This is a genomic window from Paraburkholderia sp. HP33-1 (genome assembly GCF_021390595.1).
Lineage (GTDB): Bacteria > Pseudomonadota > Gammaproteobacteria > Burkholderiales > Burkholderiaceae > Paraburkholderia.
Genome location: NZ_JAJEJR010000003.1, coordinates 187377 through 213386 on the forward strand (window position 1 = coordinate 187377; position 26010 = coordinate 213386).

Annotated in this window: 28 protein-coding genes; 14 read left to right on the forward strand and 14 right to left on the reverse strand. The window is 60.5% G+C overall.

All coding sequences use genetic code 11. The annotated features are described in order from the left end of the window. Positions 1-305: 305 nt before the first annotated feature. The 3 genes from L0U81_RS27925 to L0U81_RS27935 all read right to left on the reverse strand — a co-directional run bounded on the left by L0U81_RS27925 (position 306) and on the right by L0U81_RS27935 (position 2397). A complete protein-coding gene (locus L0U81_RS27925; RefSeq protein ID WP_233808280.1) occupies positions 306-959 on the reverse strand; it encodes a glutathione S-transferase family protein in 654 nt (217 codons plus the stop codon). Between the two features lie 278 nt (positions 960-1237). Next, the gene (locus tag L0U81_RS27930) at positions 1238-1819 is read right to left on the reverse strand and encodes a hypothetical protein (RefSeq protein ID WP_233808282.1); all 582 of its coding nucleotides are present in this window, start codon (positions 1817-1819) and stop codon (positions 1238-1240) included. Continuing rightward, entirely contained in the window at positions 1816-2397 is a 582-nt protein-coding gene (locus L0U81_RS27935) for a hypothetical protein (protein WP_233808284.1), read from the reverse strand. Before L0U81_RS27935 ends, L0U81_RS27930 begins: the two co-directional genes overlap by 4 nt. A gap of 367 nt (positions 2398-2764) precedes the next feature. Between L0U81_RS27935 and L0U81_RS27940 the strand changes: the two genes are divergently transcribed. Then, positions 2765-3409, forward strand: a complete 645-nt coding sequence (locus L0U81_RS27940; RefSeq protein ID WP_233808286.1) for an HD domain-containing protein — start codon at positions 2765-2767, stop codon at positions 3407-3409. 178 nt (positions 3410-3587) lie between these two features. Here L0U81_RS27940 and L0U81_RS27945 read toward each other — a convergent pair whose 3' ends face one another. After that, positions 3588-3977, reverse strand: coding sequence for a GFA family protein (locus tag L0U81_RS27945; RefSeq protein WP_233808289.1), 390 nt, complete (start codon positions 3975-3977; stop codon positions 3588-3590). A gap of 179 nt (positions 3978-4156) precedes the next feature. Beyond that, on the reverse strand, positions 4157-4600 hold the full coding sequence (locus L0U81_RS27950) for a GNAT family N-acetyltransferase (protein WP_233808292.1): 444 nt from the start codon (positions 4598-4600) through the stop codon (positions 4157-4159). Positions 4601-4814: 214 nt separating this feature from the next. On the opposite strand from L0U81_RS27950, the gene L0U81_RS27955 reads away from it, so the two are divergent. Beyond that, on the forward strand, positions 4815-5765 hold the full coding sequence (locus tag L0U81_RS27955) for an acetamidase/formamidase family protein (RefSeq protein WP_233808294.1): 951 nt from the start codon (positions 4815-4817) through the stop codon (positions 5763-5765). Between the two features lie 121 nt (positions 5766-5886). Here the strand turns inward: L0U81_RS27955 and L0U81_RS27960 are convergent, their stop codons facing one another. Further along, positions 5887-6999, reverse strand: a complete 1113-nt coding sequence (locus L0U81_RS27960; protein ID WP_233808296.1) for a CapA family protein — start codon at positions 6997-6999, stop codon at positions 5887-5889. A 450-nt stretch (positions 7000-7449) separates the two neighbouring features. Between L0U81_RS27960 and L0U81_RS27965 the strand changes: the two genes are divergently transcribed. The 3 genes from L0U81_RS27965 (at position 7450) to L0U81_RS27975 (ending at position 8859) form a co-directional block, all read left to right on the forward strand. After that, positions 7450-8199, forward strand: coding sequence for an SAM hydrolase/SAM-dependent halogenase family protein (locus tag L0U81_RS27965; protein ID WP_233808298.1), 750 nt, complete (start codon positions 7450-7452; stop codon positions 8197-8199). A 103-nt stretch (positions 8200-8302) separates the two neighbouring features. Next, positions 8303-8560 (forward strand): type II toxin-antitoxin system ParD family antitoxin, encoded by a 258-nt coding sequence (locus L0U81_RS27970; protein WP_233808299.1) that lies wholly within the window; start codon positions 8303-8305, stop codon positions 8558-8560. Continuing rightward, complete coding sequence (locus tag L0U81_RS27975; protein ID WP_233808300.1) at positions 8557-8859, forward strand: type II toxin-antitoxin system RelE/ParE family toxin; 303 nt, start codon at positions 8557-8559, stop codon at positions 8857-8859. Before L0U81_RS27970 ends, L0U81_RS27975 begins: the two co-directional genes overlap by 4 nt. 65 nt (positions 8860-8924) lie before the next feature. Here the strand turns inward: L0U81_RS27975 and L0U81_RS27980 are convergent, their stop codons facing one another. Beyond that, positions 8925-9308 (reverse strand): TraR/DksA family transcriptional regulator, encoded by a 384-nt coding sequence (locus L0U81_RS27980; protein ID WP_233808301.1) that lies wholly within the window; start codon positions 9306-9308, stop codon positions 8925-8927. A 458-nt stretch (positions 9309-9766) separates the two neighbouring features. On the opposite strand from L0U81_RS27980, the gene L0U81_RS27985 reads away from it, so the two are divergent. After that, on the forward strand, positions 9767-10015 hold the full coding sequence (locus tag L0U81_RS27985) for a hypothetical protein (protein WP_233808302.1): 249 nt from the start codon (positions 9767-9769) through the stop codon (positions 10013-10015). Positions 10016-10136: 121 nt separating this feature from the next. Here the strand turns inward: L0U81_RS27985 and L0U81_RS27990 are convergent, their stop codons facing one another. Together L0U81_RS27990 and L0U81_RS27995 are read right to left on the reverse strand one after the other, a co-directional pair. After that, positions 10137-11462: a DUF1214 domain-containing protein gene (locus L0U81_RS27990; RefSeq protein ID WP_233808303.1), complete on the reverse strand. Its 1326-nt coding sequence runs from the start codon at positions 11460-11462 to the stop codon at positions 10137-10139. Between the two features lie 90 nt (positions 11463-11552). Further along, positions 11553-12467: an AraC family transcriptional regulator gene (locus L0U81_RS27995; protein ID WP_233808304.1), complete on the reverse strand. Its 915-nt coding sequence runs from the start codon at positions 12465-12467 to the stop codon at positions 11553-11555. Between the two features lie 99 nt (positions 12468-12566). On the opposite strand from L0U81_RS27995, the gene L0U81_RS28000 reads away from it, so the two are divergent. Then, complete coding sequence (locus L0U81_RS28000) at positions 12567-13316, forward strand: SDR family oxidoreductase (protein WP_233808308.1); 750 nt, start codon at positions 12567-12569, stop codon at positions 13314-13316. A 39-nt stretch (positions 13317-13355) separates the two neighbouring features. Here the strand turns inward: L0U81_RS28000 and L0U81_RS28005 are convergent, their stop codons facing one another. The 4 genes from L0U81_RS28005 to L0U81_RS28020 form a co-directional block, all read right to left on the reverse strand. Then, entirely contained in the window at positions 13356-13895 is a 540-nt protein-coding gene (locus tag L0U81_RS28005; protein ID WP_233808310.1) for an SRPBCC family protein, read from the reverse strand. 59 nt (positions 13896-13954) lie between these two features. Then, complete coding sequence (locus tag L0U81_RS28010) at positions 13955-15640, reverse strand: methyl-accepting chemotaxis protein (RefSeq protein ID WP_233808313.1); 1686 nt, start codon at positions 15638-15640, stop codon at positions 13955-13957. 216 nt (positions 15641-15856) lie between these two features. Then, a complete protein-coding gene (locus L0U81_RS28015) occupies positions 15857-16546 on the reverse strand; it encodes a potassium channel family protein (protein WP_233808317.1) in 690 nt (229 codons plus the stop codon). Between the two features lie 144 nt (positions 16547-16690). Then, entirely contained in the window at positions 16691-16969 is a 279-nt protein-coding gene (locus tag L0U81_RS28020) for a DUF883 family protein (protein WP_233808319.1), read from the reverse strand. A 314-nt stretch (positions 16970-17283) separates the two neighbouring features. Between L0U81_RS28020 and L0U81_RS28025 the strand changes: the two genes are divergently transcribed. The 5 genes from L0U81_RS28025 to L0U81_RS28045 are packed head-to-tail and all read left to right on the forward strand — an operon-like array spanning position 17284 to position 22572. Beyond that, positions 17284-17961 (forward strand): TetR/AcrR family transcriptional regulator, encoded by a 678-nt coding sequence (locus tag L0U81_RS28025; protein ID WP_233808321.1) that lies wholly within the window; start codon positions 17284-17286, stop codon positions 17959-17961. Beyond that, positions 17958-18923 (forward strand): HlyD family secretion protein, encoded by a 966-nt coding sequence (locus tag L0U81_RS28030; RefSeq protein WP_233808323.1) that lies wholly within the window; start codon positions 17958-17960, stop codon positions 18921-18923. Before L0U81_RS28025 ends, L0U81_RS28030 begins: the two co-directional genes overlap by 4 nt. Then, on the forward strand, positions 18920-19903 hold the full coding sequence (locus tag L0U81_RS28035; protein ID WP_233808326.1) for an ABC transporter ATP-binding protein: 984 nt from the start codon (positions 18920-18922) through the stop codon (positions 19901-19903). The genes L0U81_RS28030 and L0U81_RS28035 overlap by 4 nt, the downstream gene beginning before the upstream one ends. Beyond that, positions 19900-21051 (forward strand): ABC transporter permease, encoded by a 1152-nt coding sequence (locus L0U81_RS28040; protein ID WP_326489871.1) that lies wholly within the window; start codon positions 19900-19902, stop codon positions 21049-21051. The genes L0U81_RS28035 and L0U81_RS28040 overlap by 4 nt, the downstream gene beginning before the upstream one ends. Before the next feature lie 12 nt (positions 21052-21063). Continuing rightward, positions 21064-22572, forward strand: a complete 1509-nt coding sequence (locus tag L0U81_RS28045; RefSeq protein ID WP_233808327.1) for an efflux transporter outer membrane subunit — start codon at positions 21064-21066, stop codon at positions 22570-22572. Positions 22573-22602: 30 nt separating this feature from the next. Here the strand turns inward: L0U81_RS28045 and L0U81_RS28050 are convergent, their stop codons facing one another. After that, a complete protein-coding gene (locus tag L0U81_RS28050; protein WP_233810027.1) occupies positions 22603-24129 on the reverse strand; it encodes a methyl-accepting chemotaxis protein in 1527 nt (508 codons plus the stop codon). A gap of 534 nt (positions 24130-24663) precedes the next feature. Here L0U81_RS28050 and L0U81_RS28055 point away from each other — a divergent pair. Beyond that, positions 24664-25386 carry a helix-turn-helix transcriptional regulator gene (locus L0U81_RS28055; protein ID WP_233808328.1) on the forward strand — a complete coding sequence of 241 codons (723 nt, stop codon included), beginning with the start codon at positions 24664-24666 and terminating at the stop codon, positions 25384-25386. A gap of 32 nt (positions 25387-25418) precedes the next feature. After that, positions 25419-25793, forward strand: a complete 375-nt coding sequence (locus L0U81_RS28060) for a VOC family protein (protein WP_233808335.1) — start codon at positions 25419-25421, stop codon at positions 25791-25793. Positions 25794-26010: the final 217 nt, after the last annotated feature.

Below are 26010 nucleotides of genomic sequence, written 5' to 3' on the forward strand. Positions count from 1 at the left end.
ATGGCGCCGGCAGTGAACCTCGCGCGAGAGGGAAGGCAGCCGCTTGATAGTGCCCATACCGCGTTGTGCGCCGTGATGCAGCCAAGCGGCGCCCCCTCTCCCGGCATCTGACATACAGGGGGCACCGATTGTCGACGATCGTCATCGCAACGTCGAACGTCTCTAGCTGGCCGACCCCGGTCCGACACTGACCCCGATCAATCGCTGATTGCAGCAAATATCCGGAAGGCATAAGTCGACCCGGATCGGTCGGTCGAACTTCTCGAAAGCGGTCGGTCACTCGTCGGTCGTGAGGCCACATCGTATTACACCAATGGCGCTGCAAGCCCTTCCGTTTTAATCACGCGCTGGATCGCAGGTCGCGTTAGCATCCGTTGCAAATACTGACCGAGCAGTGGCCATACGCGCGCGGGTTTCGTGAAGCCCCTTGTCCATCGGCAGAGCATGAATACGTACGGATCAAGGATCGTGTATTGGTCCCCCAGCAACCAAGGGCCATCGCTCGATTGAAGTTGCGACTCCAACTGGTCAAGCAAGATGCCGATCTTCGATTCGGCATGAGTTTGCACTTGGTTCGCGCCCAGCACGTTGTTGGCATCCACCCAACGCTCGGGATAAAAATAGACAATCAACGCCGTTTGCAGTGTGTTCGTCAACCACATGAGCCATTTGTAGAACTGGGCCCGTTCCGGCGTTGCCAGTGCGGGCGCCATTCCGCTTTCTGGATGTGTGTCGGCCAAATGCAGGCAAATGGCTGCCGTCTCATACAGCACCATGTCGCCATCAACCAATACAGGAATCAATCCGTTGGGATTCAGTCGTAGATAGTCCGCCGACTTATGCTCATCCAGCGTGCGATCTACAAGCACTAACCCGAAAGGCTGGCCGATTTCTTCCAGAACAATGTGGGGGGCCATGCTTGCGTTGCTGGGGTAATAGAACAGTTTCTTAGTGGTCATGTTTGACGTCGATTGCTGATGTCTAGATTGGCTTGCGCGCATGATGATACTGCGGTAACTCACGTGCTCCCACTGCACATATACATCCGGGCAATTGTTGACGGTCTACGCGCCGATGTTGACTGGCCGATCAGGGCCGGGTACAGCCTGAGGCAATTCGCATACACAGCCTGAGCCTCGCAAGGCTGCGATCGGCAGCACGCCACCCGTTGTGGACGCTCGTCGCATCACGCTATATGACTGAACCTCTCTTCGAAACGGCCGCTCGTGTGGGACGTTCACGAACATCGTCGAATGATTTCAAGATCATCAACTGGCTTTTCGTTGTAGCGTCCGTCGTGGTTGTCAATGTGATAGACATTGACCTTAAGTGGCGTCCCCGGCTGAACCGTTACTTCATAGTTTTCCCCAGATTTCGGCGTAAAGCGGAATGCATTATCGAATTGATCTCGCCCCGGAAGGACGACGCGCAGGGTCAGCAAATGATCCGCTTGCATCCTGATTTCAAAGTAACTCCGCGCGATATAGGCGCCGTCGATTGGCATATCCAGTCGCGGCTGCTGTCGATGGCCAGGAATGAGAATTATTGTATGGTCGTTCTTGGGAGGAACGTCCGCCACGCCGATGGGCTCGCCACCAAGCGCACCGCCCAGTGGATCGCTAGGCAGATAGCAACCCGGCAATGCAGGCGGTTGATAAAGAAAGAACGCTCCTTCGCCAATCTCTCGGAAGCGAATATTTGCCGTCGGTACACCGGGAGGAGGCACGTAGTTTGTTGTGACGCAACCAGCAGCGAGGCAGCAGGATGCCAACATCGATATGCGAGCCAAGAGGCTCATTGCTCGTCCTGTTGCTTTCATTGCGGCAACAACTCCTGTCTGACCTCGATCTTGCCGCTGTACGCATTGGGGATCGCCCACAGCTTTCCGTTTGCACTCGACAGCACCAACCGATCAGACTCCGACGAAGCCGAATACGCAATGAAGTATCGAGCTGTGCGCGGAATGGGGAAATAACCTTCTTTGTAACCTCCCGCAAAGAAGCTCACCCCCTCTCTGCCTTTGAATGATTCGACGTCGCTGATGACGCGCTTGCTTTCGTCAAGGAACATTACGTAGGGTTTGAGGATCGTTGCGAGCGGCAACCACTCGTTTGAAGCCCACGTTCGTATACGCAAGACAGACACGGACGGCTGTTGCTCGATTGAAAAAGCTGCATACACGCCGAGTCCGTCCGGAAATCGACCGACCGGCGATGTATCCGCATCGAATCTAATGGTCTTCGCGTCGTTTAGCGAAAGTGGTAGATAAGACATCTCGGCAAAGCTGTGGACGCCAACGCGCGCTTCGGGCAACGGCGTTGCAACAAGCGGAGGGCTCGCGCATCCGGTCAGAGCTATGGAAAGTACACTGATTGATATCCAAAACCACAGTTTCAAGCTTACCTCCGCCGTTCAACTAAGAGTAATTCTCTTAACTACGGCAGCGAAAGGCATTTCTTAAGGGAGTATCCATTTCGTGGATAGGGAGGGATAACAACGATGTCTAACTCAGGCCGTTCTCCGCGCTCTAGCAGACGTTCACTGTTCGCCGACCTATGTCCGCAACTGGCCGACCCCGGTCCAACGCAGCCCCTGATCAATCGCTGATTGCAGCGAATATCCGAAAGGCATCCGCCGCCCACGGCGGACAGTCGGAATCCCCGGAAGCCGACATTCGTAAGTCGCAGTTTCTCGATTTAGCCGGCAGCTCGTATGGTTAACTTCCAGGTGATAATTAACGTCCCGCTTTTAACCTACGACACCTATGACGACAGCTGCGTTTGCACCATTTCAAGAACTGGCCAAATCCTTGCTGGCTTACTGGAGCGAGGCTAATGGTGACGGTTCCCATGACACTTCGCACTTACAACGTGTCTGGAAAAACGCGGCAGCTATACATGCTGAGGAAGGCGGAGATCCCGAAGTTTTGTTTGCGGCAACGTTACTGCACGACTGCGTGGCGGTAGAGAAAAATTCGCCGCTTCGAGCGCAGGCATCGCGCCTATCGGCCGAAAAGGCTGCTCAAGTGCTGAAGTCCCTGGATTGGCCGGAGGCGAAGATCCAAGCTGTGGCGCATGCTGTCGAGGCACATAGCTTTTCGGCCGGTGTCGTGCCGACGACAGTCGAGGCAAGATCGCTACAAGATGCCGATCGACTTGATGCGATCGGAATGCTAGGGGTTGCGCGTTGCTTCTATGTTGCTGGGCGAATGGGCAGTGCTTTGTATGACTCCACAGATCCCCACGCATCGGAAAGAGCTCTTGATGACACGCGATATGCGATCGATCACTTCCACACGAAATTACTGAAGCTTGCGTCCGACTTTCAAACCGTCACCGGCGCCCGTTTGGCCAAGCTTCGCCACGACCGGTTGCAGCGATTTCTTGACGAATTCGCCGATGAAATTTGATTGCATTGTTAGGAACGTACGGCGGCGTTTTGAGGGCCGATTGTCGAGGATCTAGCTATCATCATCGAAGGTCGCTTCCTGGCCGCGTACTGCCTCACTTGGTCGGAATCTCACGAGTTATCGTGGACGATCGATTTGTCAGCAGTAGGACATTGGAATATGTCAACAAACGGCAGGGCTAACCGGCTTCGGGATATTCAGGCAGACCGTCCGCTGTCCTATCCCAGGTTAGCCGGTACTTGATCCAGGTGTGAGTCGCTGGAGGAACTTCGCCAGGTTCATCGAGGGAGCAGGTCGAAACATCCACCACGTCGGGCGATTCGGCGTTTGCATAAGCCAATGGCGTCCCGCAATCACCGCAAAACGCGCGAAGAACCCCCGGGCTGGATTCAAACGTCTTTGGAGTGCCTTGTACCCAACGGAGTCCGTCCTTGCTTACACTGAACCAGGCAACCGCTGGCGCTGCCGATACCTTCCGGCATGTGGCGCAGTGGCAAAGCGTCGTGTCGAACGGAGTCGAATGAATCTCATACCGGATGGCACGGCAGTAGCATCCACCTGTCAGCATCAAATCCCTCGACCTATCGTTCCTGAACGGATTGTCGGCAATCCAGGGTAGCTTGTCGAGCGACCGAAACTGGCCGCACTCGGCAGCATATGGCGAGCCTTCGCGATGCTCGAACTTCTGTAGCCGACACTAACGACCGGCCGCGCACTATGACTGCTAACCCAAGCTAGCGTTCTACTTCAGGCTGGGCCAGGCTCACGCACATAGTAGATGTCCCATTCTGCTTCGTCACTCTGTATGAAGCCATACCGCAGGTAGAAGCGGTTTGAATCACTGCCGCGCAAAGCACCCACGTGGATTGGCATGCGTTGCGCGTCGGCGTTCGCGAAGACATCCCGCAAGACGGCTGCGCCGATCCCTTTGCCTTGATGCTGGGGCAGAATGTAAAGGTGGTCCAAGAGCCAGTGGCCTTCCTGTGGGCGAATCAGAATAAATCCTGACTGAACACCATCGACCTCTATGAATCGACACAGCGCAGGGTCGAACGATGCGAGGAAGCGCTCGCGAGCACGTTGGGGGTCGAAACGACCGATTCTCTCCAAGCTCTCGCGCATCGCGGCGATACGAATGGCAACCAGTGTGTCGACATCGGATTGCGTCGTTGTAGGGAAGGAGATGTTCATTGGGAGCGACTTCTGATCAAAGAATTGTTTTGGCGAGGCTTATCTCTTCTGCGAGTACGTCGCGTCGATTGTCGACGATTTCTGCTTTGATGGCGAAGGTCCGCTCCTGGCCGCGCAAAGACCTTCATGCGTGACGTGGGCCAACGAACAGATCGCTGATCGGTGTTCGTGCTCCGATAAAACGACTGGTAGCCGGCATTCCAAGGAGCGAGCAATGCACGAAAAGCCCGGCACGCGCCACACGATTCATGAGCATCAGAACCACCTGGGATGGGACAACTCGCTAAGGCCGGTACTGACCGTCGCGCCACACGAAACCGTCGAGTTCTTTCCGGTAGACGCTTCCGGCGGACAACTCACCGCCAACTCGACTGTCGCCGACATTCCTAGGTTGGACTTTGCAAGGGTGAACCCGGTTGTCGGCCCAGTGTATATCGACGGCGCAGAGCCGGGCGACGCCGTCAAGGTGACGCTCTTATCGTTCGCCCCTTCGGGCTGGGGTTGGACGGCGAACATTCCCGGTTTTGGCCTGCTGGCAGATCAGTTTCCGGAGCCTGCGCTGCATATCTGGAAATATGAGCCGGACCTGACGGCCCCGGCGATGTTCGGACCAGGAGGCCGCGTTCCGTTGAAGCCATTTTGCGGCACGATTGGCCTCGCCCCAAATGAAGCGGGTGTACATAGTGTGATTCCACCCCGCCGTGTCGGTGGCAACATGGATATCCGCGACATTTGTGCCGGCACCGAACTCTATCTTCCCGTCGAGGTGAACGGTGCGTTGTTCTCCGTCGGCGACACGCATGCCGCGCAGGGGGACGGCGAGGTGTGCGGAACGGCGATCGAAAGTCCCGTATCTCTGGCGGCAGAGTTCGAATTGATCAAAGGGGCGAACCTCCCGTTTCCCCGATTCACCACGCCGGGCCCCGTGAGTCGTCACCTGGACGCAAACGGCTACGAGGTCACCACGGGCATTGGTCCGGATCTGATGGAAGGAGCCAGGGCTGCAGTATCCGGGATGATCGACCTGCTGACGAAACAACACCATATCAGTGCAATCGATGCTTACCTGCTGTGCAGTGTTTGCGCCGACTTGCGCATCAACGAAATCGTCGACCGACCTAACTGGATCGTCTCGCTCTACTTCCCGCGTATCGTATTCGAGTGACATCATCAAGGAGATCTCATGGCTCGCCAGAGTTATTCGATGGTGCATCGATAAAGGCGGCCCAGGTATGCTCCTGCCCAGGCATCAGGCTGGATTCGATCGAGTTGGAATGGACACCGCCCTAAGTCACCGCACGCAACACCAACGTATCGTCCGCGCCCCGCTTCACACCAGCGCCGAAAGGTCGGCTCTCCTGATTGAGCGTTTCTTCGAGCCATCGAATGCCTTCTTCAGGCGCCCGGTTGATGCAGAAGCGCCGTATCTGGACCGGTGTCATCGACAGCTCGACCAGCTTGCCCGTACCAGGGTCGAGGGTAGGGAAATACATCAGCGCGAGGTCGCCGCGATACGATTCCTCACCGCTGATGCCTTCGTAGTCGTTGATGAAGTCGCCGGCGCCGTACAGGATGAGCTTGTCCCGATACACCTCGATGCCCTTCACGTGATGCGATGAATGCCCGTGTACAACATCAGCCGCTGCCGAATCTATGAGGCCGCGCGCGAAACGTCGCTGCGACACGGGTATGTCGAAATCGAAATTCGCACCCCAATGGATCGAGACGACAACAATATCGGCAGGCTGCCTGACCGTATGCACCTGTGCCGCGATCGCGCGTACGCAATCGGCGGACAGATCCTTGAGCCGGTTCACGCCAGCGCGGCCCCGGACGGCAGCCCAGTTCTCACTCACGCCGCTGCTTTCCGTCGCATAGGCAAAGATCAGCACTCTGCCGCCGCCCGCCAGGTCGATCAGCGCGGGCGTGGCCGCCTCGACCTCGTCCTGCCCTGCGCCCACCGTATGAATAGCGGCGGCATGCAGGGTATCCAGGGTTTCGGTCAACCCACGGTAGCCCCAGTCGAGCACGTGATTGTTCGCGAGCGAGCAGCAGTCGATTTTCGCAGCGCACAGGACAGGTACGTTGGCAGGATGCATGCGGTAATGGATGCCCTTCCCCGGCCATGCGTCCTCGCTGCATGTAACGGCCGTCTCCAGATTGATGATGCGTGCGTCAGGACTCACTCGCTCCAGTTCGTGCAGCGCATCGCCCCACACATAGTCGAATGGGACACACTCCGGCAAGGGGCCGGATTTCGCCTCGGCGAGGCTCACGTAGTCTCTCGCCGAACGCACGCACGGCTCGAAGAGATGGGGCCGGTTGGGATGCGCCAATATCTGATCGATACCACGCCCCAACATCACGTCCCCGCACAGAAACAGCGTGATGCAGTTCATGCATTAGACCAAAGCAATTCCCAGCGCCGCCAGTAGTCGAGTATCTCAGCAGCGCCACTCCGGCGTGTGGATGGCATCCGGTTACGACCTGGCGTCACGTTCGTCTCGAGGTAGCAAGCTCTTTGCGAGGCCATCGCCGGAATGCGCACCGCCGCGACGCTTTCAGCATAGTTCGCCGACATTTCAGCGTCCAGACAGGACATCCGCGCAGTGGCGCTGCGCATGTCGTTCCCGACCGTCGGGCTTCGGTATCGGACGGCGGTCCGCCACCACTTCGCCGCCGCGAAGCGAGGTCTTACAATCGGGACCTGTCCCGCGCACGGCGACGCGTCGCCAGGCCCTGCCCCGGCCAGAACGGAACAGGAGACAGGCGCATCGCGGTTACTCATCGCCTCGATGCGAGGAACGCTGACCTGAAAGGCGGTACAGGACTCCAAGGGAGGCTATGCGATGCTCGCACTCTTTACCGATTTCGGCGCCGACGACATCTATGTCGGACAGGTACGTGTCGCCTTGCTGCGACATGCTGCAGCCGGCACCCCCATCATCGACGTGCTGCATACCGCCCCAAACTACAACTCGCAGGCAGGCGCGCATCTGCTCGCGGCGCTTGCGCCGTGGTATCCGCCAGATAGTGTCTTTCTGGCCGTGGTAGATCCCGGCGTGGGTAGTGAGCGGGATGCCGTCGTGCTGCAAGCCGACGGGCAGCGGTTCGTCGGGCCGGACAACGGGCTGCTGTCGGTCGTGGCGGGGCGCGCGGCGCGTACCCGGACCTGGCGGATCATCTGGCGTCCCGCCGCGCTCTCCGCCTCATTTCATGGTCGCGACCTGTTCGCCCCGATGGCAGCATGGGTCAGCCGCGGCGAGTCGCCGCCCGACAAGCTCGTTGAGACGACAGGCTTGCGTGTGCAGTTGGATGCGGGGGATCTCGCCGAGATCATCTACATCGATCACTACGGCAATGCACTGACGGGGCTGCGGGCTGGAGCGGTGCCGAGGACTGCACGGCTGAGCATCGCAGATGCCGACGTCGAATATGCCCGGGTCTTTTCCGACGTCATGGCCGGTCAAGCCTTCTGGTACGAAAACTCGATCGGGCTCGTCGAGATCGCCGTGAATCGTGGCAGCGCCGCTACGCAGCTTGGGGTACGTATCGGATCTCCCGTTCAAGTGAACAGGGGCCGTGAATCGGCGAGATAGCGCCAGGCAAATATCCCGGCGTCTGCCCGCAGACCGGCTGCGCAGCATCGACCTATAATATTTTATGGGGCGTATGGGCGGATGAACGTTCCGGGGCACGGCCATGATCAATGCGGATCTTGGGGAACAGCTTGAGGGCTACGTCGCGAAGCTGGTTAATTCGGGGCGCTACGGCTCCCAGAGCGAGGTCCTGCGCGAAGGCGTGAAGCTCATTCAGGATCGCGAAATGCAACTCAACGCGCTGGATGCGGTCATCGAGCGCGGCATTGTCGACTCCGAGGCAGGACGGGGCAAGCCCGCCGCAGATGTGTTCGACCGGCTTGAAGCAAAGTATCGTGCGATGGCGAGCACCAGGCCATGATTGTCCAGATTCTTCCTGACGCTGAGGCCGACCTTGAGGCGATCGGCGACTACATGGCCCGCGACAACCCCCGTCGTGCGCTGGGTTTCGTGCGCGAGTTGCGCGAGAAGTGCACGCGGCTGGCCGACATCTGTTTTGCATTCCCGATCGTACCGCGCTACGAAGAGCGTGGCGTGCGTCACCGGGTTTATGGCGGTCACCAGATTTTCTACCGCGTCGTTGGCGAGCCTCCCGCGCGCATCGACGTCATTCACGTCCTGCACAGCGCGCGCAACTACGCCGCCATCCTTTTTCCCTGAATTCACCTGAGCCACGCGACAACGATCCGCCTGCTTCTGCCGGTGGAGTTTCGCCGTTGAGCATCTTACTGGCGGATGTGACGGTGTTGTTCAAACGCGGTCTGGCATGACACGCAGCGGGCCGTGTAGGGCGCGGCGGCAAGCCGCTCATAGCCGATTGGGTCCCCGCACTCGACGCAGGCGCCGTACAGGCCGGCGGCGATGCGTGCCAGCGCGGCGTCGATCTGCAGCAGTTCGTTGCGGTCGTGCCGCGCGAGCGCCGCGCGCAACTCGTCGCCGGCCTTGCGCGAGGCGGTCTCGTCGGGATGCGACTCGGGGCCTAGCGCTTCGGGCGGTCGGGCCCCGGCGAGATCTCCGTATTCGCCGTGCAGCGCCGCCAGCAACTCGCGACGGCGCTCGCCGAGCCGGTGCTGTAAGAGCGCGAGTTCGGAAGAGGTGAGCGTGATCATGGACAGGTTCGATGTGTTCTGTAACGCCCCGCACGACGGGCATACATCAAGTATAGGTTTTGCAGATGATCGGATGGTTCGGGACAGTTCATCCTCCTGAAGGCCGCATTGAGCGCATCGACGCCGAGCTTCTGAACCTGGTTGCCCGCTCCGGGCAGGAGCCGTTGCTTCCTTCGGCGAGTTCACGTGTGCTCCGATTTCGCGCAACTCTGACGTCGTCACAAACGGCTGGTCGAACATCTCCGTGCATTGGTGTGATGCATGCATGGCTTGATCGGGTAGCGGTGCATGGTCGGATCAGAATACATAACTGATAGCTTATAGATTGCGTTAAAAACATTAATTATCATAAATTGATTGGCAGCCTTAGTCTTTAATCAACCCTTCACGCCGCGCTCCGGTCACTGCACCCGAGCCGCCGGCAGTTTGACCAAGGGGCGAAGTCGAAGGAGATGGCCATGAACACCACCGAGAAGTCTCTGCATTATCTGGTCGACAAGTGGCTTGCTCCCGCTCCATCCGTGCGGATCCGTGTGGTCCAGTTTGGCCGTATTCAGGGAGGCAGCAGGCGCTACGTGCATGTCGAAGCATCGGCGCCGAGTGGCACCCGTGCCATCTTTTTCTTTCTGCACGATGACGGCTGCTGGTGCGTATTTCCGCCCCAGAACGCGCAACCGTCGATGACCGCTCATCGGCTTGCGGCTTGAGCTGCGCCGCAACACACTCACAGCCATCTGAATGAGGGCAGGCGTCGAATAACCCCGATATATTGCAGGCGGCGACATCCAGTGTCGCCGTCTGGCCCTCCATTCACGCCAACGCGAAAACTCAGGGTGCGTATCGCGATGCGTAACTCGCGGCACGCGCAGCCAATTGTGCTTGCCGGTCCGCCGCAGTGACGTACTTTGTCGTCGAGGGAAGAACACTGAGAAGGTCGCTCAGCTTCACAAGCTGGGCCGTCGCCGATGGTCCCACCGCAGCGGCTGTCGCGGGCAACCCTTGCCAGCGCAGGTTAAGGAAGCCCTGGTGCAGACCAACAGTGTCAACCCAGTTGTAGACGCCAGGATCTTTGGGGGATACCACGAACGTGTACGTGCCATCCGGGTTGGGTATTGCTTGCGTGTTGTTTAATGTCTGGGTGTGGTCAATGTAGTCGGTCGTGATCGTCCACCGCCCGTAGGCCGGCGCGATGAAGTATTTTGCCCCGCCGAGGTTGACGTTGAGAACGAGTGCTTCATCGTCGGCAAGTTGAAATGCACTATAGGTGGCCGCCTGGTTCGCGAGGCGCCCGCCCGTTCCGCCAAGCGACAGCGCGGGGAGCGTATTGACCGGTTGAGCGTACCCAAGGGTGTTGTAGGCAATGAAGGGCGCCGCCGCAGCCGAAGTTTGTAGCGTCGCTGCGAGGGTCGCAGCCAGCGTATCCGCGGTCTGTGCTTGCGTCGAGACACTCGGCACCCGCTGTATCGCCAGACTGTTGAACTGTTGTACTCCCCATTCGTTGATCGTATCGCGCACGAAGATAGACGCTGCTCCAGACACCAGCTGGATATGATTGCCGGACCCGCCCGACGACGGGTCAGCGTTAATGACGAAACTTCCGTCCGCGCTGGTAACGAGCTGGTCGCCGGCGAGGTTGGAGAGCGTCGCGCTCGTGCTGCTATAGAGGCTGAAATTGAAATCGACTGGCTTTTGCGCGTGGACTGTTCCGGTGATGACGTAGCTCGAAGCCGAGTCGACCGGGATCTTGCGGTAGATGGTGTCCGGGTTATCAAATGTTGTCCGCGATCCCGGCACGTTCATTCCGTGCCAATTGTGCGGAGCTGCAAGAAACGAAACCACCTTCGGGGCACTGGCGTCGCCCGAAGCAAGCGATAGCGCGTAGGCGAACAAGCTCTCATCGACCGCTTCATCGAGATTTGTCAACGCCTCATCTGATACACCGCCGGTTGCCTGAGCAGCCGCTAGCCACGTTGCTTTAAGCGTCGCTTTCGCCGCAATCACAGCGGGCGCTTGAACGACAGCGATTGCGAGTTTCTCGGCGGCCAGCTGATCCTGGGTCGCCAAAGGGTTTGGGCTATCCGTAATACTGCTTCCTCCGCAGGCATCCACGATGAATGGAAGTGCGACCAGAGCTATCAGACGTCTTTTGAACATGTCGAGCGTGCGTAAGTTATTAAAATTTTTGAACGCACAATCTATAGGGGGTTGAGGCGCAGCAGAACCAAGAAAAACGAATATGGAAAGTCATTCTTCGGCTATGCCACTTCCTTTCGGAGCATACTGCGTCGGCGGCAGGCCGACATGACGCGTGAACGCGACGCTGAATGCGCTTGCCGAGCTATAGCCCACGCGCGCCGCGATCGTCGCGACGCCAACTTCGTTTCGGCGCAGCAGGTTTTTGGCGATGGCCATGCGCCACGACAACAGATACTCCATCGGCGCGACGCCGACTGCGCGGCTGAATCGATCGAAGAAAGACGAGCGTGAAAGCGCGGCGGCTTTCGCGAGTTGCGCGATCGTCCAGGGCTTTTCCGGGCTTTCGTGCATCTGGCGGATGGCGAGCGCGAGACGGGCATCGGCGAGACCGCGTACGAGCCCGGGCGATGCACCCGTTTGCGTCGATCGCAACGCTTCGATGAAAAGCACTTCGAGCAGGCGCGCCAGCACGACCTCGCGCGCGGGCCGCTGCGCGCGCGATTCGTCCCGCACGAGCTTGACGAGCGTCGCCAGCCTGCTATCGCCGCGCACGAGCACGAGCTCGGGCAGAAGCGAGACGAGCAAGGCCGCATCCGGCGAACCAAAAGCGCAGAGGCCAGCAAGCCATTGAGCTTCCGGCGCGGCCGACGCATCGCCGAAACGAAAACTGCCGTCGGGCAGCAGCGTGGGCGCAATATCGGAGACGTCGTCATCGTCGGGCGGATTGATGCTCGACATCGCGAAGCTGAAAACCTGGGGCCCGAGCACGAAGTCGTCGGCCTGAAGAATGTGCGGCTCGCCGCCATTGACGGATAGTCGAAGCGACCCTTCGAGCACCACGCAATAGAACGGCTGTCCGACTTCCGTGCGGCTCGCGCGCCAGCGCCCCGCGCCGCTGACCACTTTCGAGAACGTGGGTGTCGGCTGGAGCAATGTGACGACTTCGGCTAGCGGGTCGATCATGATCGGACGATCTCGAATGAAACGTGGACTTTCGATTGTAGCTAATCCGGCCGGTCACGACGTATCGTGGAGGGACTGTCACCGACCACAGGAGTCGACATGAAGACCGTCTTGATTACCGGATGCTCGTCCGGATTTGGCCTCGAAATCGCGCGTTATTTTCTGGATCGCGACTGGCGCGTGATCGCGACGATGCGCACGCCGCGCGAAGATGTTTTGCCGCGCTCCGATCGTCTTTCGATCCTCATGCTCGATGTGAAGGATCCGCAAAGCACTCGCGCCGCCATTGATGCAGCCGGTCCCATCGACGTGCTGGTCAACAACGCGGGCATCGGCTTTCTGAACGCTCTCGAAGGTACGCCGATGGACACCGCGCGCGATATCTTCGAGACCAATACGCTCGGCACCATCGCGATGGCACAGGCTGTGTTGCCGCAATTCCGCGAGCGCCGCGAAGGCGTGATCGTCAACGTCACCTCGACCGTCACGTGCAGACCGCTGCATTTGCTGTCCGTCTATACCGCGAGCAAGTCCGCGGTCAACGCGTTCAGCGAATCGCTCGCGCTCGAACTGGAGCAGTTCAATGTGCGCGTGCGTGTCGTGCTGCCAGGACGCGCACCTTCCACGCGCTTCGGCGAGAACGCGCAGGCACGCATGAAAAGCGGCTTTCCCGAGCCGTACAGCGCACTCGTGCAGCAGATTTTTGCGCACTGGGAGAATGAGACGACCGTCACCCACGCATCGGATGTCGCCGAAGCCGTTTGGCTCGCCGCCACCGATTCATCGAGCCCGTTCAACATCCCCGCCGGCGAAGACGCTGTCGAGTGGTACAACGCGCGCGCTAAATAGCGCCGGGAAGTTCTGGCCGTGGATGTCGTGCAGTGAGATCTACGGCATCGTTTCCAACGTTTTCTTCAGCCGTGCGACCGCCGTGTCTGATTCCTGCTGGATTCGCGCTCGCACGAACAAGACATTCACCGCCTCAAACCAGAGTGACGGTGCGCGGTATATGAACTCACGCTCGAATCGCGTCCCGGACGCTTCGGGAGTGAGCGAGTAGCTCACCAGGCCGGCGGACTTGCCATCTATGGTGCCGACAATCACCCATTCGCGCGGACGATCCCGCACGGCAACCGTCCACACGACGCTCCCCCGGCGACCCGCGACGCGAAATTCTTCCGTGACCTGTTCGCCAACGTCTAACGAGTGATCGGTCGCCCCCCTAACGGATAGCGACGACGGGTGCCAATTGGGCCAGTGCGACGGTGTCGTCACGTAGTCGAAAACGACCGTGTCCGGTCGTTCGATCGAGATCACGGTGACAATCTTCGTCGTAAGGTTGACGAACCCAGGCAACGGCAGGGCAAACAGGGCAAAGACCGTTAAGGCTGCCAGGATCGCACTGACCCATCTCAATGGCGATTTCATTTACGACTCTGGGAAGTATCGCGCACACGTAGGCGGCCGTGCCGCTACATTCCCCCCTTTCAGGTTAGTGATCCACCTCGCTGCCGAACCTGCGGTACTCTGCGTTGCTCCACGGTAACCGGGGATGGCGGCACTGGCCGCGAATGCCGGTTTGGCGCATCGCTTACCAGGCGAAATACCTGCACGGCATCTTCCAGTGTGCACGCCTGTTCTTGCATGCTGGCGGCCGCGGCTGCCACCTGCTCGACCAGGGCAACGTTTTGCTGGAGCCGTTCATCCATCTGCCCGATCGCGCGGTTGATTTCCCCGATGCCGGTACTTTGCTCGTTGCTCGCGTGGGTAATCTCGCCCATCAGGGCGACCACACTATCGACGGCCGTGACGATTTCGGTCATGTCCCGGCCAGCCTGGTCGACCAGTTCGCCGCCTGTTTTGACGTTGCCGACCGAGTCAGTGATCAGCGCCTTGATTTCCTTGGCGGCCATGGCGCTGCGCTGGGCCAGGCTGCGTACCTCGGCGGCGACTACCGCAAAGCCGCGTCCCTGGTCGCCGGCGCGTGCCGCCTCGACCGCCGCGTTCAAAGCAAGGATATTGGTCTGAAAAGCAATTGAGTCGATCATGCCGATGATGTCGACGATCTTGTGTGAACTGCCGCGGATCAACGACATGGTCGTGACCACATGGCCCACCACGTCGCCGCCTTTGACCGCGAGATCGGAGGCCGAGGCGATGTGCTGGTTGGCGTGCGCAGCGCGGTCAGCATTGGCGCGGACCATCGCCGTCAATTGCTCCATCGTCGAAGCGGTTTCCTCGAGCGAGCCAGCCTGCGCCTCGGTGCGGGAGGAAAGCTCCGCGTTGCCGGCTGCAATTTCGCGCGCGCCCGTGGCGATCATATCGGAGGCACGTCGCACGTTGCCGACTACCGAGGCCAGACCGACACTGATGCCGTTCATTGCCTGCATCAACTGGCCCAACTCGTCACGCCGGCTGACATGCACCTGGGCGGTCAAGTCGCCGGCCGCCAGTTTTTCCGCGGCGGCTTTGGCTTCGAGCAGTTGCATGCCGAGACCGCGCCGGGTCGTCACGTAGACCAGCGCGCTGACCAGCAGCGCGCCGAGTAACCCGAAGCCGATCACCTCGGTTTGCAGGAAAGGAGACAACGCCGCTGCCGGTCCCGGCCGGTCGGCGGGGATCACTGCCTGCAGCAGCCGGCCATAGCCCAGCAGGAATGCGCTATTGGCGGCCAAGGTCAGCAGCGCGAGTCTGCCTCCAATCGACAGGTTCCACACATCGCTGACATCGAGTCCGACGTACATCGCGCCGATGACCTCGCCGGTACTATCCCGGATCGGCTCGTACCGTGTCATGTATTGCTTGCCGAATAGCGTGGCGTATCCGGTATAGGGTTGCCCGGAGCGCAGCATCCGATAGCCGGGGTGCGAGCGGTCGAGTACTGTGCCCACAGCTCGCTCGCCCGTTTGCTTTTTGACCGAAGTAGCGACGCGCACGAAGTCTTCGCCTATTCCGACGAACAGTGTGCCCGTCGCGCGGGTCTTGTCGGTGAAGCGGTCCACTTCGCTGTAGTTGAGGTTCAGCAGCGTGTTGCCGTTCAGCAACCTGGGGGTCATGACACCGAGGATGTCGACACCGTTCGATGCGTCGCGTGTGAATGGAGCTGGAAAATACCCGGCGAGCGTACGCGCATGACGGCGCACCTGCGTCTTAAGTGGCAGCAGAGAGTGCATGGAGTGAACCCCCGGTCGACTGTGTCAGCGAGCCAAAATAAATCAGACTTATTAGTTTGAATGCATTAGACAGAATATTGCTTGAGATGGCAATAGATTATCGTCGCTAATCTCAATCGAAATTCAGCGAGGCGAAGCCGCATATCCCGGGATAAATACAGCGCGTAATCACGCAAACGTTTGGCAAAGAGCCCGTGGCGCAAACGGTGCGGGTACCTAGGATTTGTCGTCGGTATAACTCTCTCGCGGAGGGTACACGCCGGCGAGGCGGGCGATCAGGATCGCGACGAACAAGCTGCCGGTGATCTGTTCGACCATGCACATGCCGCGTGCCGGACGCGTGAGGGGCGTGATGTCGCCGAAGCCCGTGCTCGTGAGGACGGTTATGCTGAAGTAAAGCGCGTCGGAATAAACGAGCCGCCCCGGCTGCCCGACGATCATGTAAGACTGCGGATAGAAAAATCCGATGCTCGCGTAGACGTACGCCCAGAGGACACCGATCAACAGATACGCCGCCGCGGCGCCAAACAGCTTGTCCGGCGTCATGATTTTGGGCTGGAACACGTAGCGCAGAAGATATACGACCGTGATGAAATACAGCACGGTGCTGAACATCCAGGATACAGCGAGGCTGCGATCGTCGTCGTGCCACAGGCCGAGGTACTGGAACCACATGGCCGGAATGGCAAAAACCAGCGCCATCACGAACGGCAGGGTCGTGCGGCCGACCGCTGCCACGGTCGCTATGAGGAGGAACATGTTGACGACGTTCAGAACGAGCCGGCCGCTATCGCTCGCCGGCACGAACGACACCGCGCCGATGAGAATAACCAGCACGCCGAACAGCCAGAAGCAGCGCTGGTAAAAGATGCGAGACAGCGCTTCGCGCGTGGTACGCAAGGCCATGGTGACCTCTCCCCTGCTTCGCTGAGAGTATCTCGGTCTACGCCTATGGTTCCAGCAGGCGACGCATAAACGGACTCCCAATTCGCGCGCAGTCGTACCTTTTCCGACGCTGACAAAATGGGGTTTACGCGAGTTCGACGCCCGTCAATCGCGATTGATCAGCAGACCTACCAGCAGCCCGACACCGGCCGCTATCCCGACGGATGCCCACGGATGCTCGTGTACGTAGTCGTCGGTAGTGTGGGCAGCCTTCTTGCTGGTTTCGACCACCACGACCTGCACATCCATGGCCTTTTTCCTGGCGCCTTGCAGGCGCTCCAGCGCCCTTTCGAGTAGTTTCGAAGTCCCTTCGGTTGGGGGAGCGCTTTCGGTCTGAGGGACCTGATTTTCCAGTTCGGCGGGCGTGGCATTGGCGTCAGACATCGGTTTCTCCCTGTTGATTCTCAACGTGAATACATCCCGACACACTTACCAATAGCATGATGACTTGCGAATGATGCGTTGCAATTGGACCTTGGTCCTATTCGCCCACTACCCGGTCAGACGGCTGCCGAACGACAACCACGTGTTGCGTCGTTACGTGTCCTCTTGATGCGGATCAAGGAGAGCACCGGAAGCGGCTTCCGCCAGGGTTTTCCCTGCTTCGCCACACCCGAAAATATCCTAATATCAATCAGTTAAAACTAACTAACTCGTCAATTAGTGTGGTGCACATGCCCCAAGCCGCGCGTTCCAGAATGGGTCGCCGTCCTCATGCGCAGGACTTCGACGCACGCGAACATCTGCTCGCCGTCGCGGTGGCGTTGTTCGCCGAGCGCGGTATCGCCAACACGACGGTTGCGCAGATCGCGGCGGCGAGCGGGGTGACGTCCGCGATGGTGCACTACTGGTTCCAGACCCGCGAAAAGCTGCTCGACGCCCTGTTCGAGGAAAAGATCGTCGCCGCGTTCGGCGCGATCTGGGATCCGGTCGATCCCGAACACGACGATCCGCTCACGCTGACGCAAGGCATCGTCAAGCGCATGTTCGACGTCACCGAAACCATGCCGTGGCTGCCTTCGTTGTGGCTGCGCGAGGTCGTCAACGAAGGCGGTCTGCTGCGCGAGCGCGCGTTTGCGCGTATCCCCCTGCAAAAGCTCGCCGCGTTTGGTCAGAACATCGCGCGGGGCTGCGCGTCGGGCCAGTTGAACGCGCAGCTCGAACCATTGCTGCTGTTCAACTCGGTGCTCGCGCTCGTGATGCTGCCGCAGGCAACCGCCAGGATCTGGCAGCGCCTGAATCCGACCACCTCGTTCGATCGCGCGACGCTCGAACGCCACGTCGTTGCGCTGCTCACGCAGGGCATGAGCGTGACCGCGGCGGCGCAGGTGAAGGCGACGTCCACCGCACGGCGCGCGAAAGGAAAACCGTCATGAATGCGTCTGCCAGCTCATCCATGCGTGTCGCGTTGCTCGCGCTCTGTATCGCGTTCGCGAGCTGTTCGCAACAACCGGCGAACACGTGGCAAGGTTATGTGGAAGGCGAGTTCCTGTACCTCGCGTCTTCGCAGGCTGGGCAGTTGACCGAGCTCGCGGTCTCGCGCGGGCAGACCGTCGCGCAGGACACGCCGCTGTTCGCGCTCGAAGCGCAGAACGAGACCGAGGCCGTGGCACAGGCCAACGAGCAACTGCGCGCGGCTCGCTCCCAGCTTGCCGATCTTGGAACCGGCAAGCGTCCCCCCGAGGTCGACGTGACGCGCGCGCAACTCGTGCAGGCCGAAGCCGACGCCTCGCGTGCCGCGACCCAGTTCCGTCGCGACGAACAGCAGTTCGGCGCGGGCGGCATCGCGCAAAGCCAGCTCGACGACTCGCGCGCGAACGCGCTATCGAGCGCAGCACACGTGCGCGAACTGCAGAGCCAGCTCGCCGTCTCGCGTCTGCCGGGGCGGATCGAACAGATCCGCGCGCAACAGGCACAGGTCGATGCAGCGCAGGCCCAGCTCGGCCAGGCCCAATGGAAGCTCGATCAGAAAAGCGTACACGCGCCGCACGCGGGCCTCGTGTTCGACACGATGTATCGCAGCGGCGAATGGGTGCCGGCCGGCAGCCCCGTCGTACGCATGCTGCCGCCGGAGAACGTCAAGGTGCGCTTTTTCGTGCCCCAAGGGGTGGTCGGTTCGCTCGCGCCGGGCCGTCGCGTATCGATTCATTGCGACGGTTGCGCCGCCGATGTGCCAGCCGTGCTCAGCTTCATTTCGGACCAGGCGGAGTACACGCCGCCCGTGATCTTCAGCAACGAAAGCCGCGCGAAGCTCGTGTTCATGGTCGAAGCCAGACCCCAGGTCGCCGATGCGCCGAAGCTGCGACCCGGCCAACCCGTCACGGTCACACTGCAATGAGTTCACCCGAAACCACCGGCAACGCGAACCATCCCGTGTACGCGATCGACGTGCACGGGCTGAACAAGCATTTCGGCACGAAGCACGTGGTCAACGATGTAACGCTACGCGTGCAGCGCGGCGAGATTTTCGGCTTTCTCGGCCCGAACGGCAGCGGCAAGACCACCTGCATCCGGATGATGTGCGGTTTGCTGACGCCCGACTCCGGCAGCGGCACGTGTCTCGGCTACGACATCGTGCATGACAGCGCGCAGATCAAGCGGCGCACCGGCTATATGACGCAGCGTTTTTCCTATTGGGAAGATCTGACGATCCGCGAAAACCTCGACTTCGTCGCACGCATCTACGAGATGAAGAACCGCCGCGAAGCGGTGGACCGCGCGCTCGAACAGCTTGGTCTTCAAAGCCGCGCGAAGCAACTGGCCGGTGCGTTGTCGGGCGGATGGAAGCAGCGTCTCGCGCTCGCCGCGTGCATGCTGCACGAGCCGGAACTGCTGCTGCTCGACGAACCGACCGCGGGTGTCGACCCGAGCGCGCGCCGCGACTTCTGGGAAGAGTTGCACCGTCTCGCCGCGCGCGGCATCTCGGTGCTCGTCAGCACGCACTATATGGACGAAGCGGAACGCTGCCACAAGCTCGCCTACATCGCCTACGGCAAGCTGCTCGCGCAAGGCACCTCGAAAGAGGTGATCGATTCGCAAGGGCTCGTGACGTGGGCCGTGTACGGCCAGAATCTCGTCGAACTCGGCGACCGGCTGCGCCGCTCGCCCGGCGTCGAGCAGACGGTGGCGTTCGGTTCGTCGCTACACGTGAGCGGTCCCGACACGCCCGAACTCCACGCGACGATCGACCGGCTGGCTCACTCGGACCCGGTGCTGCGGATCGAAAGACAGGAAACCGGCCTCGAGGACGTGTTCATCTTCATGATGAACCGCTCGACCGACAATTACGCCACCCCGGCCGCAGGCAAGGCATCATGAATTCCGCGCGCCGCCTCCCACGCTTTTCGCTGATGCGTTGGTGGAGCATCGTGCGCAAGGAGTTTCTGCAACTGAAGCGCGACCGCATCACGTTCGCGATGATGATCGTGCTGCCGATCATGCAGATGGCGCTGTTCGGCTTTGCGATCAATACCGACCCGAAGCATCTGCCGACCGCCGTCATTGCCGCCGATCACAGCGAATTCACGCGCAGCTTCATGATGGCGATGCGCAACTCAGACTACTTCGACATCGTCGCAACGCTGCCCGACGAAGAGTCCGGCCGCCGCGCGCTCTCGCAGGGCAAGGTGCTGTTCGTGCTGAATATCCCGGTCGGCTTCACGCGCGATCTGGCCAAGGGCGCGCGTCCATCGCTGCTCGTCGAAGCCGACGCGACGGACCCCACCGCGGTGGGCACCGCGCTGGGCGCGCTGCCGTCGATCGCGCAGTCGGTGTTGCAGAAGGACCTCACGGGTCCGCTGTCGTCGCTCGCAGTCGGCCCCGCCGCTTTCGACGTTCAATTGCACCGGCTCTACAACCCCGAAAGCCTCACCCAGTACAACGTGGTGCCCGGCCTGATGGGCGTGATCCTGACGATGACGATGGTGATGATGACGGGCCTCGCGATCACGCGCGAACGCGAGCGCGGCACGATGGAAAATCTGCTCGCCACGCCGGTGCTGCCGCTCGAAGTCATGACCGGCAAGATCGTGCCTTACGTGGCGATCGGGCTGGTTCAGGTAAGCATCATTCTCGCGGCCGCGCGCTTCGTGTTCAACGTGCCGTTCGAAGGCAGTCTGATCGCGCTGTATCTGTCAGCGCTATTGTTCGTCGCGGCCAATCTGACGATCGGCATTACGCTCTCGTCGCTCGCACAGAATCAGTTGCAGGCCATGCAACTGACGATGTTCTATTTTCTGCCGAATATCCTGCTCTCAGGTTTCATGTTCCCGTTCGCGGGTATGCCGAAATGGGCGCAATACATCGGCAATCTGTTGCCGCTGACCTATTTCAACCGGCTCGTGCGCGGCATTCTGCTCAAAGGCGTCGGCTGGGCCGACATGTGGCCGCATGTGTGGCCGCTGCTGGTCTTTCTGTGCGTCGTGATGGGTGTCGCCGTGAAGTTCTATCGACGCACGCTCGATTGAGGAAGGCTTGCAATGGGTTCTGTTCCTCCCGTAGTTTTTCGGAGTGCGACCTGTCGGTCCGCCGCGTTCTGGCTCGCTACTTTCGGCGCCAGCGCGACATTGTGCGCGTGTGCGGTCGGCCCGGATTTCCATCGTCCCGACGTGACCAGCACGTCGAGCTATTCCGCCGCACCGCTTCCGGCACGCACCGTCACCGCCGAGGGACCCGGCGGCACCGCGCAGCACTTCGTGCCGACCGATGTGCCCGGCGACGGCTGGTGGCGGGCGTTCGGCTCGCCGGTGCTGAACGCGCTCGTGCAACAGGCGCTCGACGATAGCCCGACCCTCGCGCAAGCCCGCGCGAAACTCGACGAAGCGCAGCAGGACTATCGCGCGCAGGCGGGTGGCACACTGTGGCCACAAGTCGATGCGAACCTGTCGACCACGCGCGAGAAAATCGATCCCGAGGCGCTCGGCTTCGGTCAGCTCGCGCAGGGCCGCTCGTTTGCGCCGTTCACGCTGTACAGCGCACAGGTCACGGTGTCGTACACGCTCGATCTGTTCGGCGCGAATCGCCGCGCGCTCGAAGCGGTGGCCGCGCAGGTCGACTATCAGCAATATGAACTCGAGGCCGCGCGTTTGACGCTCGCCGGCAATGTCGTGACGGCGGCGATCCGGCGCGCGTCGCTGGCGCGGCAGATTGCACTCACCGAAGCGCTGCTCGCGAACCAGATGCAGCAACTCGACATCACCGAACACCGCTATCGGGCGGGCGGCATCTCCGAGGTCGATCTGCTGAGCCAGCGCACGCTCGTTCAGCAAACCCGCGCGACGTTACCGCCGTTACGCACGCAACTCGCGCAGACCGATCATCAACTCGCGATCTATCTGGGACGTGCGCCGGCAGAGTTGCCCGCCACGCACGACCTCACTGCGCTCGACCTCGATACGCTCGTGCTGCCGGCCGACTTGCCGCTGACGTTGCCGTCGACGCTCGCGCAGCAGCGGCCCGACATCCGCGCGTCCGAGGCGCTATTGCATCAGGCGAGCGCGAACATCGGCGTCGCGACCGCGAACCTGTATCCGCGCATCACGCTGTCGGGCAACGCGGCGACCGAACGCATCAATGTGTCCGACGTGCTGACGGGTTTCAACGTGTGGAATTTCGGCGCGGGTCTCACGCAGCCGCTTTTTCACGGTGGTGAACTGCTCGCGCGCAAGCATTCGTCCGAAGCGGCCTACCAGGCGGCGCTCGCCGTCTACAAGCAAACCGTACTGCAGGGATTGCAACAGGTCGCCGACGCGCTGCGCGCGCTCGATCAGGACGCCATCGCATTGCAGGCGCTCGACGCCGCGCAGCGCAGCGCGCAACGCAGTGCCGGCATTGCCGGTCAGCGCTATGCGGCGGGCGGCATCAGTCAATTGACGTTGCTCGATACGCAGCGGCAGGAGTTGCAAACCGGACTCGATCGCACGAAAGCCGCCGCACAGCGCTATGCCGATACCGCCGCGCTGTATCAGGCGCTCGGGGCGCGGCCTTAAGTCAGGTGCTTCGGAGAGCTGATGCGGCGCCTAATCCGTACGGAAAACGGCCACGGCGTCGCGCAGAGAACGCGCCTGTTCCGTCATCGCCTGCGCCGCCGCGGAGGCTTCTTCGACGAGCGCAGCGTTCTTTTGCGTCACTTCGTCCATTTGCACGACGGCGTGATTCACCTGCTCGATGCCGGTACTCTGTTCGTTCGACGCTGCCGAGATATCCGCAACGATCGTCTTTACCTGATGTACCGAACCAACGATGTCGTCGATGATCCCGCCAGCGCTTCGCACGAGATCGGAACCGGCCGCCACGCGCTCCGATGACTTGCTGATCAGCGCCTTCACTTCCTTCGCTGCCGTTGCGCTTCGCTGCGCGAGCGCACGTACTTCGCCGGCGACGACCGCGAATCCTCTCCCCTGTTCGCCTGCGCGAGCGGCCTCCACGGCGGCGTTCAGCGCGAGAATGTTGGTCTGAAAAGCGATCCCCTCGATTACCGCGATAATCTCACCGACCTTCGACGAACTCTCGCTGATGCCAGCCATCGTCTCGACGACACTGCGCATCACGGCACCGCCCTGCGTCGCAGTGTCGGACGCCTTTTCAGCAAGCGACGAGGCGAGGCTCGCATTGCCTGCGTTCTGGCGCACGGTGCCCGTCAATTCTTCCATGCTGGCCGCCGTTTGTTCCAGCGACGCGGCCTGCTCCTCGGTGCGGGCCGACAGGTTCAAATTGCCTGCTGCGATTTCCGAACTTGCCGTTGCGACTCCGTCCGCATTGCGGCGCACTATGCTCACAACGCCCGACAGGCTCGACTGCATATCGGCAAGTGCACCCATCAGCGCACCGAGCTCGTCGGGACGAACCGCATGTATTCGCGAGGTCAGATCGCCTTGCGCCACCCTGCGCGCTACGTCCACCGCAGCGGTAAGCGGCCGGGTGATAGTGCGGCTGAAGGCAACCGCGCCGCCCAGTCCTGCCGCGAACGCCACCATCATCGACAGCAGACTGATCGTCCCGGCGCGGCGGGCGTCGCTATCGGCTTGCGCGGACATCGCGGCCGTTTTCGCCGCGATCCGCTCGACGGCCTGGCCGAGCAAACGCGCCGGCTCGCGGTCGACGCCCGCCACGGCCCGGTCGCCTGCCGTCGGCTCGAAATCCGCGGCTTTGAACGCCTCAAGGCCCTTTCGATAGCCGCCGCCCATGCTCGCATGCGCGGTAGCGAACTGCTCGACTAGCGCGCGGGTGGCATTGTCATCGAGCGATGAAAGCAACGCTTTTGTCTGCTCGTCCACGAGGCGCTCCTGTTTCTCGAAGGCCGCCCAGCCCTTATCGAGCTTCGCCGGGTCCTTGGCGCGTAACAGGACGTCTTTCCATTCCTGGACTTGCAGTTTGAAATTGACGAGGATAGTGGCGGCTATCCGTTCATTTGCCACGTGGACGCGCACCAGTTCGTCATAGTCGTCAAGCGAACGGTGCATCGAGTAGAGGCCGTACATCGCGCCGGCGAACATCAGAAAGAGTGCAGCGGCAAAGGCGAGGGGAAGCTTGACAGTCAGTTTCATGCGAGGTGGGCAAAGGGGGGAGACCATGTCGACAGGGACGTGGAGGACTACAGCCTGCATGTCAGCGATTACCCTTGGGGTTTACGGCCACCGAGGGACGATCTGAATCCGGCCCCAGAAATAAGGTGGAAACCTCCGCTGGAAGCGCTATCAGTCGGAGACCCCATTCGCGTACAGCCAAAACCTTCGCAGAAACGATCACGTGCGCGCCGTACTTGACACAATGTGTCGACTGTCGCCGGAATCGTGTGAGGAGAGCGAAAGCTTTGTGGGTATTCGCAACCGGCGTCGACGAATGGCAGTGCTCACAATCGTTGAATGGGGGATCCTCACGAGCCTCATTGACCGGTTGAATCCGCAGCGGATTTCCGGGTAGACCGCTTACGGACAGACTGTCGGCCATATTGAGACGTTCGACAGAGCCGCATAGATCGTCAACAATGCAATGTCTCGCTGGACGCGACCTATCGCATTCGACTTGAAGTAACCGATAGCGTCGTCGATCTGCTTCAGTGCCGATATCAGGATTCACGTATGTCCCGCTCCGAACGTCTCCTTCATCTCCTGCAAGAATTACGTCGTTATCGACGTCCCGTGCGTGGTCAAGCCCTGGCCGAGGAGCTCGGCGTGAGCATCCGTACGCTGTACCGCGACATCGCCAGTTTGCAGGCACAAGGTGCAATGATCGAAGGGGAGCCAGGCGTTGGCTACGTTATGAAACCGGGTTTCATGCTGCCGCCCATGATGTTCCGCTCAGAGGAACTCGATGCCTTGATTCTTGGCATGCGCTGGGTGGCCGATCGCTGCGACAAGACGCTATCGTTCGGTGCGCTGAGTACGCTCGCGAAGATAGCAGCCGTACTGCCCACTGAACTCCGTCGTGAACTGGAGGAATCTTCGCTGCTAGTCGGCGCGCCGTTGAAGAGACATGCCCACAAAGTCTCGCCTGACCTTCTGCGTGCCGCAGTCCGAACAGAGCATAAGCTCAATATTACATACGTGGACGCCAGCGGTTTTCAGTCGCAGCGTGTCGTTTGGCCCTTTGCCTTGGTGTATTTCGACCAGGCGCGAGTCCTGATGTGTTGGTGCGAGCTTCGAGCTGATTTTCGGAATTTCCGTTCGGACCGGATCTCTGGCGTCGAGCAGTTGAAAGAACGCTACCCGAAAAGGCGGTTAACACTGCTTCGTGAGTGGCGCAGGCTGAACCACGTCGCCAGCCGCACAATACTGCCAGAATCTGACAGCATCGACGATTAGACTGAGCTTCCTTTCCTGGCGAGGAGCTCTAAATGAAGTTAGCATCGGTTCGCGTTGTTACCCGGGATACCGACGGTCTGGTCGAGTTTTATCAAAGGCTTTCCGGTATCGAGGCTGTACGTCCGGCAGATGGATTTGCAGAAATACGATTCGGAGGAGCGACGCTTGCGATATCGTCTGAGCATCTGATCGAGCTTTTCAATGTCGGTGCTGCCACTGCGGCTGCAAATCGATCGGCGATCCTGGAGTTCGAAGTGGAGGACGTTGACGCGGTGTTCGAACGGATGAACGCGTCCGGGACAAACATCGTGATGCCGACGACATTGATGCCGTGGGGCAATCGTTCGCTTTTGCTGCGCGACCCGGACGGCAATCTCGTCAACATATTTTCTCGTCCCGAGCGTTGAGGAAGCCCGCCGTCACGACTGCCGGCCGCGTTGTTGTTTGTTCGTTCGCGAGCGGCCGCTTCGGGGAGACGCGACCGTTCCTTGTGGGTCGACTTATGCCTTATGAATAAATTTCGCGACGAGATGAGTGGCGCGTCGGATTGTGGGACGCAGTGCGGCCACGAGCGGACGGTCAGCTTCGGCTTGCAAATGCCATTGGACGGTTAGCCGATCCAGT